The organism is Pseudomonas sp. (genome assembly GCF_037994325.1).
Lineage (GTDB): Bacteria > Pseudomonadota > Gammaproteobacteria > Pseudomonadales > Pseudomonadaceae > Aquipseudomonas.
The window spans coordinates 1-8,090 of the sequence record NZ_JBBNAH010000027.1; the positions used below are offsets into that span (position 1 = coordinate 1).

General features: G+C 59.9%; 8 protein-coding genes. 5 read left to right on the forward strand and 3 right to left on the reverse strand.

Translation table 11 applies throughout. From position 1 onward, the window contains the following. The 4 genes from AAAB16_RS00875 to AAAB16_RS00890 form a co-directional block, all read left to right on the forward strand. Positions 1 to 1,667: efflux RND transporter permease subunit (locus AAAB16_RS00875; protein WP_340661625.1), on the forward strand; the 1,667-nt coding region annotated here is incomplete at its 5' end. After that, the gene (locus tag AAAB16_RS00880; RefSeq protein WP_340661626.1) at positions 1,667 to 2,290 is read left to right on the forward strand and encodes a helix-turn-helix domain-containing protein; all 624 of its coding nucleotides are present in this window, start codon (positions 1,667 to 1,669) and stop codon (positions 2,288 to 2,290) included. The genes AAAB16_RS00875 and AAAB16_RS00880, both read left to right, overlap by 1 nt. 133 nt (positions 2,291 to 2,423) lie before the next feature. Then, positions 2,424 to 3,713 carry a beta-ketoacyl-ACP synthase II gene (gene fabF / locus AAAB16_RS00885; RefSeq protein WP_340661627.1) on the forward strand — a complete coding sequence of 430 codons (1,290 nt, stop codon included), beginning with the start codon at positions 2,424 to 2,426 and terminating at the stop codon, positions 3,711 to 3,713. 218 nt (positions 3,714 to 3,931) lie between these two features. After that, complete coding sequence (locus AAAB16_RS00890; protein ID WP_340661628.1) at positions 3,932 to 4,261, forward strand: DHCW motif cupin fold protein; 330 nt, start codon at positions 3,932 to 3,934, stop codon at positions 4,259 to 4,261. Here AAAB16_RS00890 and AAAB16_RS00895 read toward each other — a convergent pair. Beyond that, complete coding sequence (locus AAAB16_RS00895) at positions 4,223 to 4,618, reverse strand: YbaK/EbsC family protein (RefSeq protein WP_340661629.1); 396 nt, start codon at positions 4,616 to 4,618, stop codon at positions 4,223 to 4,225. The genes AAAB16_RS00890 and AAAB16_RS00895 overlap by 39 nt on opposite strands. A gap of 407 nt (positions 4,619 to 5,025) precedes the next feature. Between AAAB16_RS00895 and AAAB16_RS00900 the strand changes: the two genes are divergently transcribed. Continuing rightward, a complete protein-coding gene (locus AAAB16_RS00900; RefSeq protein WP_340661630.1) occupies positions 5,026 to 5,556 on the forward strand; it encodes a DUF1569 domain-containing protein in 531 nt (176 codons plus the stop codon). A gap of 77 nt (positions 5,557 to 5,633) precedes the next feature. Here the strand turns inward: AAAB16_RS00900 and AAAB16_RS00905 are convergent, their stop codons facing one another. Together AAAB16_RS00905 and AAAB16_RS00910 are read right to left on the reverse strand one after the other, a co-directional pair. Beyond that, positions 5,634 to 6,947 carry an MFS transporter gene (locus AAAB16_RS00905; protein ID WP_340661631.1) on the reverse strand — a complete coding sequence of 438 codons (1,314 nt, stop codon included), beginning with the start codon at positions 6,945 to 6,947 and terminating at the stop codon, positions 5,634 to 5,636. Between the two features lie 210 nt (positions 6,948 to 7,157). Beyond that, a partial coding sequence (locus tag AAAB16_RS00910) for an ABC transporter substrate-binding protein (protein WP_340661632.1) occupies positions 7,158 to 8,090 on the reverse strand: 933 nt, incomplete at its 5' end.

Consider the following 8,090-nt stretch of genomic DNA (forward strand, 5'->3'; position numbering starts at 1 on the left):
GCATTGCCCTGATCGCCTCGTGGGTGGTAGCCGTGGCATTTACTCCCTACCTGGGGGTGAAAATGCTGCCGCAGATCAAGAGGGTCGAAGGCGGTCACGCGGCTATCTACAACACCCGTCACTACAACCGTTTTCGCCACGTATTGGCCGTCGTTATCGCGCGTAAGTGGCTGGTAGCGGGCGCGGTCGTAGCGTCCTTTGTCATAGCCGTCGTGGGTATGGGTTTGGTCAAGAAGCAATTCTTTCCGACGTCCGACCGGCCTGAGGTGTTGGTCGAAATACAGATGCCTTACGGCACCTCGATAGAGCAAACCAACGCCACCGCCATCAAAGTTGAATCGTGGCTGCGTGAGCAGGAGGAAGCCAAGATTGTGACCTCCTATATTGGCCAGGGCCCACCGCGGTTCTTTCTGGCCATGGCCCCCGAGTTGCCGGATCCGTCTTTTGCCAAAATTGTTGTGCTGACGCAAAGCCAGGAGGCGCGTGAAGCCCTCAAGTTGCGAATTCGTGAAGCGGCTTCTGAGGGGCTGGCTCCGCAAGCGCAGGTGCGGGTTACGCAACTGGTGTTTGGTCCTTACTCGCCGTTTCCGGTGGCCTATCGGGTGATGGGCCCTGAGCCTGCGCAATTGCGCGAAATTGCCTCTCGCGTTCAGGCTGTGCTGCAAGCCAGCCCGATGATGAAAACGGTAAACACCGACTGGGGGCCGTTGGTACCGACCCTGCATTTTTCGCTGGATCAGGATCGCTTGCAGGCCGTTGGCCTGACCTCCAACGCGGTGGGGCAACAGCTGCAATTCCTGCTCACGGGCGTGCCCATTACCACGGTTCGTGAGGATATCCGCTCGGTGCAAGTGGTGGGCCGCGCGGCGGGAGATATCCGTCTCGACCCGGCGAGGATCGAGGGCTTTACCCTGGTGGGCTCGGCTGGCCAGCGTATTCCGCTGGCGCAGATTGGCGAGGTCGATGTGCGTATGGAGGATCCCATCTTGCGCCGCCGCGATCGCACACCGACCATCACCGTGCGCGGCGATATCTCTGAGGGGCTGCAGCCGCCTGACGTTTCCGCCGCGGTCTGGAAAGACCTGCAGCCGATAATCGAAACGCTACCAGCCGGCTATCGAATCGAAATGGCTGGCTCCATCGAGGAATCCGGCAAAGCCAGCAAAGCGATTCTGCCGCTGCTGCCGATCATGATTGCGCTGACCCTGTTGATCCTTATCCTGCAAGTGCGCTCGATCTCCGCCATGGTCATGGTGTTCCTCACCTCGCCGCTGGGCCTGATTGGTGTAGTGCCGGTGCTGCTGTTGTTTCATCAGCCGTTCGGCATCAATGCCTTGGTTGGTCTGATCGCGCTATCGGGCATCTTGATGCGCAATACGCTGATTCTGATCGGGCAAATACACCATAACGAACAGGCCGGTCTGCAACCCTTCCAGGCGGTGGTCGAAGCCACTGTGCAGCGCGCTCGCCCGGTGATCCTGACCGCACTCGCAGCGGTTCTGGCGTTTATTCCGCTGACCCATTCGGTGTTCTGGGGAACGCTTGCTTACACGTTAATTGGCGGCACCTTGGCGGGCACGGTGCTGACGTTGGTGTTCCTGCCAGCCATGTATTCCATCTGGTTCAAAATCAAGCCCAGCAGCGGCCAGGCTAGCGAGGTGGCTTAATGACTGCCGTCGGTAGGGTTTGTAAACGCGTGGCTGAAACCAGCGCTACCCGCGCGGTGCCCCTGCAGGCGTCTCGTCGCCGGCTTCGCGAGCAGGAGATGAAAAGCGAAATGCTGAGGGCCGCCAGCGATCTGTTTGTAGCGCTTGGGCACGAGCTTGCCAGCATGCAGTTGATCGCCGATTCCGCTGGCGTAACAAAAGCAACGTTGTATGCGCATTTCGGCAGCAAAGACGCGCTGTTTCGGGCGGTGGTCGAGTATTGGATGGACGCACTTCCCCAGCCCGTGCTCCCGACTCAGGTACGCGGCAGCTTGCGCAGTAACCTGGAAAAAGTCGCGCATGGGCTGCTGCTGCAGGCGTTGCATCCAGCATCTGTCGCCCTTACGCACATCATGCTGCGGTCTAACTGGATCCCCCAAAAACGCTGGCGCCAGCGTTATCGCGCGTACCAGCTGTGCGTGGAGAAGGCGCTCTGGCAATGCGCCCGCTGTGACGATCCGGTAAGAGTCGCCAGGCAGTTTCTGTTGCTAGCCGTAGGAGGTTTGCAGCCTGGCAGCACAGAAACTATCGACCAAGCGCGCATTGCAGCAGCGGTGGAGCTTGTAAGTCTGGCATACGAATGAAATCAGCACGCCGTAGCGCCATCCGCCCGGGCCAGCAGCACTGCTGACCTTAGATCATCCGCACGAGCGCCTAACCAGGCACGAATCTGCTTCTCGCACGCATGCTTACTGAATCGACTACACAGAGGCGCCAATGACCAATTCTCAGGCTAACAAACGCATTGTAGTAACCGGCTTAGGTATCGTCGGTCCGCTTGGCTGCGGGGTCGAGGAGGTGTGGCGACGGCTGCTGGCCGGATGCTCGGGCATTCGCACACTGCCGGCTGAAATCACGGAAGGCACCGGTGTGGCGGTGGGCGGACAAGTACCGTCGCTGGCGGACGATGCCGTTGCTGGGTATCACCCCGAGCAGGTAATACCTGCCAAAGACCGCAAGAAGATGGATCGTTTTATCGAGTTCTCGCTGGTTGCTGCACATGAGGCGTTGCAGCAGGCAGGCTGGAGCCCAACCAACGAAGCAGAGCGGCAGCGAACGGCGACGATCATCGCGTCGGCTGTGGGTGGTTTCAGCGTAATCGCAGAAGCGGTACGCACCACAGACGCACGTGGGCCGCGCCGACTATCACCTTTTACCGCGCCTTCGTTTCTGGCCAATATGGCGGCGGGACATGTCTCGATTCGTTACGGCTTTCAAGGGCCTCTTGGCGCACCGGTGACAGCCTGCGCGGCCGGTGTTCAGGCCATTGGTGACGCCGCGCGCCTGATCAGAAGCGGCGAGGCTGACATTGCGGTATGTGGCGGCACGGAGGCGGCGATCGACCGCGTGTCGTTGGGGTGCTTCGCGGCGGCTCGCGCGCTGTCCACCGGCTTCGCCGAGCGGCCGCAGGAGGCGTCGCGGCCATTCGACCGCAACCGGGATGGTTTCGTTATGGCTGAAGGCGCCGGGCTGTTGGTGATCGAGTCACTCGAGCATGCTCTTAACCGCGGCGCCACACCGCTGGCTGAACTGGTTGGCTACGGTACCAGCGCCGACGCGTATCACCTTACCGCAGGGTTGGAAGATGGCAGCGGCGCCCGACGCGCCATGCAGCAAGCCCTTCAGCAGGCGGGGTTGAGTGCCGCCGATGTGCAGCACATCAATGCGCATGCGACGTCGACTCAGGTCGGCGACAAGGGCGAGTTGGCGGCTATTCGAGCATTGTTCGGCGATGACTCATCTGTCGCGATCAGCTCGACCAAATCCGCTACCGGTCACCTGTTGGGCGCCGCTGGGGGTATCGAAGCGATTTTCACGGTACTGGCGTTACGTGACCAAGTGGTGCCGCCGACCTTGAACCTTATTGAGCGTGATGAGAACGCGCAGGGGCTCGACCTGGTTGCCCTCACTGCGCGCAAAATGCCCATCACCCACGCACTCTCGAATGGCTTCGGCTTTGGTGGCGTCAATGCCAGCGTGCTGTTCCGGCGCTGGGAGGCAGTGTGATGAGCATGCCGCGCCAGACCAGCAAGCATTGAATAAACGGAAGAACAGACCCTGACCGTGATTAGCTGGAAAGCTACCAGGTATATCGCCTGCACAAGCCCGAGTCGATGGGGCGCGCGACCATCTGGGCGAGTATTGAGGAAATCAGCCCGATCTGTATCTACTGGCCTTTTTTTCGCCTCGGTACGATTCATTTTCTTCCCGCAGCCGAGGCACCCATGCAACTTACCGACATCCCCTTTGGCACCACCGATTGGTCGACAATAGAGCCCACTGCTCATCCCGGCGAAACCGGCACGGCCCACTGGCGCACCTGCCAATTCGGCGAAGTAAGAGTGCGAATGGTCGAATACAGCCCGGGCTACCTTGCCGACCATTGGTGTCGCAAAGGCCATATTCTGCTCTGCCTGGACGGTCAACTGGACACCGAGCTCGAGGATGGTCGCAGGTTCACGTTGAAGGCAGGAGTGAGCTATCAGGTGGCCGACCATGCAGAGGCGCACCGGTCGTCAACCGCCACTGGCGCCAGGTTGTTCGTCGTGGATTGAGGCGTGAACAGGGAGGACTGCTTCGCAGTAGATGGATACTGGCGCGGGCAGGCCGAACGGGCATACACCGCCGACGCGGTGCCCGGTCAATTCGAACGTTTCATCAGGGCTTAACATCTTGGTTTTGGCGCCGAATGCGGCTTTGGCTTTCTGGTTGTCCAGCCGTGCATGGCCGGCTGCGACGAGCAAGGCGTGGCGATCGCCCAAACGCAGGGCCAGGGTCTTCGCGATCTGGCCTTCATCAACGCCTAACGCGGCCGCCGCCAGGGCAACGGTGGCCGTACTCAGTTCGTGTTCGAGGATGGTTACATCGGGCGCATTTGCGGCGAAAAACGCTTTTACTGATTCAATCGACATTGCCCCTCCTAGCGGGTGTGGAACTCTACAAAAACCGGATGATTACACCCGTTATCTGAAGACGCGATAAGCCTCGGCAGGCTTTGGAAAATTCGCTGTTGATGCTTTTTTCTCTTCAAAAAAGGCTAGCCGAAAGTCGCGAAAAAAACCCAAGACCTTAGTGTGTTACCCCTGATCTCGACCTTCGCTCCAAAACGAAGTGGGGACACCGGCATCGCTTGTGGCGCCCTGCACGTTGGCCGTTTCAAAGGTGCAACTTGGCTCGATGCGACACTTGAAAAGCTTTTTTAGCGTGGCAAGCTCACCCGCTTGCCGCTTTGGCTCGCCAGTGGGGCGACGCTGGTGCCAGTGCACGGGTTGCTTTAATCCTTTGGCGCTGACGCTGATGGCAGTTCTATGGAGTTGGAATGAATAGACGACAAGTATTAACGCTGGGCGCCGTGGGCGGTGTGGCGACACTCGGTGTGGGCTTCTGGGCCTTGCCGACAGGCGAACGGGTAGGGGCGCTGAGCCTGGATGGCGCGCAAGACTTATTGCGCACGCTGGAGGGCAAGTCGCTGGTCAGCGTCAACGGCTGGAGTCCGGCCGAGGTGTTTAACCACTGCGCGCAGAGTATCGAATACTCCATCAGTGGCTACCCCGAGCTCAAACCGACCTGGTTCCGTAGCAGCATCGGGCCGCTGGCGTTCAGCGTATTTGCCGCCCGTGGGGCCATGCGACATCCATTGAACGAGGCCATTCCCGGTGCCGCTTCGCTCAGTGAACCGGCCAGCCAAGCCCAGGCCCTTAATCGCTTGCAGCAGGCTTTTAGCAATTTCAGCGCGTACCAGGGCGAGCTACAGCCGCACTTTGTCTATGGCGCGTTGAGCCATGCCGATTACGCCGAGGCGCATGTTATGCACCTCTACAACCACATGAGCCTGATTCGCTTGGCCTGAAGCGTCGTTTACAACAAGCTCACCGCGCGCCAGGTCGTGACGTTGAATAGCTCAACGCTGGCCACCGCCGCTGCCCCTCAACTCGCTCGATAATCCAACGACCGCTTAGACGTTTCCGGCAATGCCAAACCACCCGCCAGCGCGAGCAAGGCGATGGCGATCAGGTAATACGCCGGCGACATGCGGTTACCGGTTTGTTCGATCAGCCAGGTGGCGATCAGCGGGGCGGTACCGCCGAATACGGTATAGGCCAGGTTGTAGGTAAAGGCCGACGCGGTGTAGCGCACGCGGGTGGGGAACTGTTCGGACAGCAGCACGGCGGTTACTACCCCACAAATCACGGCACCCACGGCCAGCAGCATGGCGCCGACGGCTGAGGGCAAAAACGTTCCGGAGGCGGCGAGGAAGAAGGCCGGGTACACGGCGACGATCAGACATACGCCAGCAGTGAGAATGGTTTTGCGCCGGCCCACCCAATCCGAATAGCGACCCACCAGCGGGCACAACAGTGCGGCAAATATCAGGGCGCACAGGCTGGCCAGCAAGGCGGTGGGCCGCGTGGCGCCACCCACTACTTGCATGTAGGTGGTCAGGTAGGTGGTGAACATGTAGAACGACAGCGCCGTTGCGGAGATAAAGGCTGATAGGCAGACGATGGTCTTGCCGTGGTGGCGCAGGGTCTCGCTGAGTGGGGAATGTTCGGGTTGCGCTTGGGCTGCCATGGCGCGAAAGGCCGGTGATTCGTCCAGGCGCAGGCGCATATACAGGCCAATCAAGCCCAGTGGCGCAGCGACCAGAAACGGTAGGCGCCAGCCCCAGGCTTGCATCTGCGTTTCGTCCAGCCACAGGCCCAAGCCAAAGACGATGCCGGCCGCACTGGCGAAGGCCATAAAGGTCGACACCGGCACAAAGCTGCCGTAACGCGCTTTGCGTTCGGTGGGCGCATGCTCCATCACGAAGGCGCAGGCTCCAGCGTATTCGCCGCCAGCGGAAAAACCCTGAATGCAGCGCGCCAAGGCCAGTAACAACGGCGCGAAAAGCCCCAGGCTGGAGTAGGTCGGCAACAGGCCGATCAGGGTGGTGGCCGCCGCCATCATCAGCACGGTGATCGACAGCACGCGCTTGCGCCCGATGCGGTCACCGAGAATGCCAAACACAATGCCGCCTAATGGCCGTAGGGCAAAGGACACGGCGAACACAGCAAAGGTTTGCAGCAGCGCTAACGTTGGGTCGCCGGGCGGGAAGAACAGCGCCGCGATGGTCACGGCCAGAAAGCCATACACCGCGAAGTCGAACCACTCGACAAAATTGCCGATGGCCGAGGCGGCGATTACCTTGCGCAGCACCGCGCTATCAACTGCCTGCTGCTGTGGATACGTAGTCACCGTCATGCCTGTTCCCCTAACCCTGAAATTAAGCCGCAGGCCTCTAGCTAGCGCCTCGGCGTACTGGGTTCTAACCTACGCGGGAGAAAAACAGGGGTGATAGGAAACGCGACGTTGGGGTAGTTGTGAGCGACAGATGCCGTAGAGGGCTGGTTTAGGCAAGGGCAACTGGAGCACGGATCAAGCAATGCTCCCGGTCGGCCCTGGTGGGCTTTATTACTTCACCCAACCTTCAAAGCGCTTTTCCAGCGCTTCACCATTTTTCGCCCAGAACGCGACGTTCATGGGAATGGCGTCGGCGATGTTTTGCGGCGCGGTGGGCAGTTGTTTGGCCCGCGCTGGGTCGATCATGGCAATGGCGCGGTTGTTGATCGGGCTGTAGGCGATACTTTCGGCAAACAGCTTTTGCTGTTCGGGCTGGCTGGCGAAGGCGATAAATTCGCGGCCCAGTTTGCCTTTCCACGAACCTTTGGGAATGGCCCAATAATCGAAGTCGTAGATGCCGCCAGTCCATACCAGGCTGAAGGTTTTGTTTTCCGCTTGGGCGGCGGCGATACGGCCGTTGTAGGCCACGCTCATGATCACGCTGCCTTCTTGCAGGTTACGCACGGGTTCGGCGCCGGCTTTCCACCAAGTGATGTTGCTTTTTAGCTCGCCTAATTTGCGGAAGGCGCGGTCTACGCCGGCTTGGGTTTCCAGCACGTCGTATACGTCTTTGGGCGCAACGCCGTCGGCCATCAAGGCGAATTCGAGGTTGTATTTCGCGCCCCAGCGCATGCCGCGTTTGCCAGGGATTTTTGCCGTGTCCCAGAAATCCCGCCAACCGTTGGGGGCGGTTTTCAGTTTGGCTTGGTCATAGGCCAGCACCGTGGACCACACAAAAATGCCCACGCCGCAGGGCTGAATGGCGCCGGGGACAAAATCACTGGCAGCACCAGCCAGACCTGGCTCCAATTTTTCGAACAGATCTTCGGCACAACCACGGGCGAGTTCGGGGGCTTCCACCTCGACCACATCCCAGGTTACGTGGCTCATATTGATCATGTCTTTGAGCTTTTCCAGGTCGCCGTTGTAGGAACCGTGGACCACCGCGTTGTCGCTTTTTTCTTTAAACGGTTTGAAAAACGCCGTTTGCTGCGCATCTTTTAC

What these genes read in the sequence shown, in the direction of transcription:
- AAAB16_RS00895 (WP_340661629.1), bottom strand. Translation starts at nt 4,618, where the DNA reads ATGTCGATTGAATCAGTAAAAGCGTTTTTCGCCGCAAATGCGCCCGAT.
- AAAB16_RS00880 (WP_340661626.1), top strand. Translation starts at nt 1,667, where the DNA reads ATGACTGCCGTCGGTAGGGTTTGTAAACGCGTGGCTGAAACCAGCGCT.
- AAAB16_RS00890 (WP_340661628.1), top strand. Translation starts at nt 3,932, where the DNA reads ATGCAACTTACCGACATCCCCTTTGGCACCACCGATTGGTCGACAATA.
- AAAB16_RS00905 (WP_340661631.1), bottom strand. Translation starts at nt 6,947, where the DNA reads ATGACGGTGACTACGTATCCACAGCAGCAGGCAGTTGATAGCGCGGTG.
- fabF (WP_340661627.1), top strand. Translation starts at nt 2,424, where the DNA reads ATGACCAATTCTCAGGCTAACAAACGCATTGTAGTAACCGGCTTAGGT.
- AAAB16_RS00900 (WP_340661630.1), top strand. Translation starts at nt 5,026, where the DNA reads ATGAATAGACGACAAGTATTAACGCTGGGCGCCGTGGGCGGTGTGGCG.